We start from the raw sequence: 1,006 nt of genomic DNA on the forward strand, positions 1-1,006 counted from the left end.
AGAGATGATAGAGGCAATGTGTATTAAAGGACACAAGCCATGTGATGATAATGAAGCAGATGCTTTAGCAATTTTATATTTGGTTAAAGAGAAGGAGATCTTAGAGTGATGTCCAGTCATAAAGTAGCGTGTGCAAATTTTAGTACAGATCAGTTTTTAAAAGAGCTTACAAGTTTAAAAGCGACAGAGAAGGCTGTTTATACAACACTTGTGTTGCTAATGAATAATAGAAAAGCGCCTCTTATCAATTATGCGTCTTGTTTATCGGGTTGGTGTGGGTGTTCAGTGCAAACGTTTAAAAAGGCGTTAGAAACTTTAATAATGATGGGTCTTATTACGCGTTTAGAGAATAGGCGCTTATGGCATAAGTCATTAGCTTTTGATCAAAGTGTTCAAAGAAAATATTCAGAAAGAGCTTCAAAAGCCGCTTTAGCAAGGTGGAGTAAGAAAAGAGAGGAGGCAATACATGTCAACTAAGTTGCCATGGACGAGGCTTTTTGCAGACAAGTGGCTACTTGATCTTGCATATTTGCCAGCTTTTGAAGGTTTCATATATGTTAAGTTGCGCTTTCAAATGCTTCGCACAGGAGAGCCGCTTACGAATAATTTTAAAGTGTTATCTTTATTGGCTGGCTGCTCAGTAAAAAAATTTCAGAAGGCATTAGATCTTTTATTAGAAACTGGACATATCATTTGTTTAGAAGATGGTCGGTTGTGGAACCCAGATGTTGAATTAGAATTAAATGATAGCAAAGAGAAATCAGAAGCAGCAACAAAAGCAGCTCATTCTAGATGGCATAAAACAAAAGGTAAAAATGACAATAATCATATAAAAGAAAACGCATATGCGGATTGCATGCAGAGCGCATACGATGCGCATAGTGTTGCGCAATGCGAACGCAATGCCATTAACAATAACATTAACATATATAAAAAAAATAAAACTAACGTTTTATTAAAAAAAGAAACTGAATTTGAAGATTTAGAAACAATCGATTTGGTTGAC

Annotated in this window: 2 protein-coding genes; both read left to right on the forward strand. The window is 35.6% G+C overall.

Annotated elements, in window-relative coordinates; genetic code table 11:
- Positions 1–108 precede the first annotated feature (108 nt).
- Positions 109–477: a hypothetical protein gene (locus ACFIK2_RS09015; protein ID WP_375677203.1), complete on the forward strand. Its 369-nt coding sequence runs from the start codon at positions 109–111 to the stop codon at positions 475–477.
- A partial coding sequence (locus tag ACFIK2_RS09020; RefSeq protein ID WP_375677204.1) for a DUF1376 domain-containing protein occupies positions 467–1,006 on the forward strand: 540 nt, incomplete at its 3' end. The genes ACFIK2_RS09015 and ACFIK2_RS09020, both read left to right, overlap by 11 nt.

This window comes from Bartonella sp. AP88XZML, assembly GCF_042195565.1.
Lineage (GTDB): Bacteria > Pseudomonadota > Alphaproteobacteria > Rhizobiales > Rhizobiaceae > Bartonella.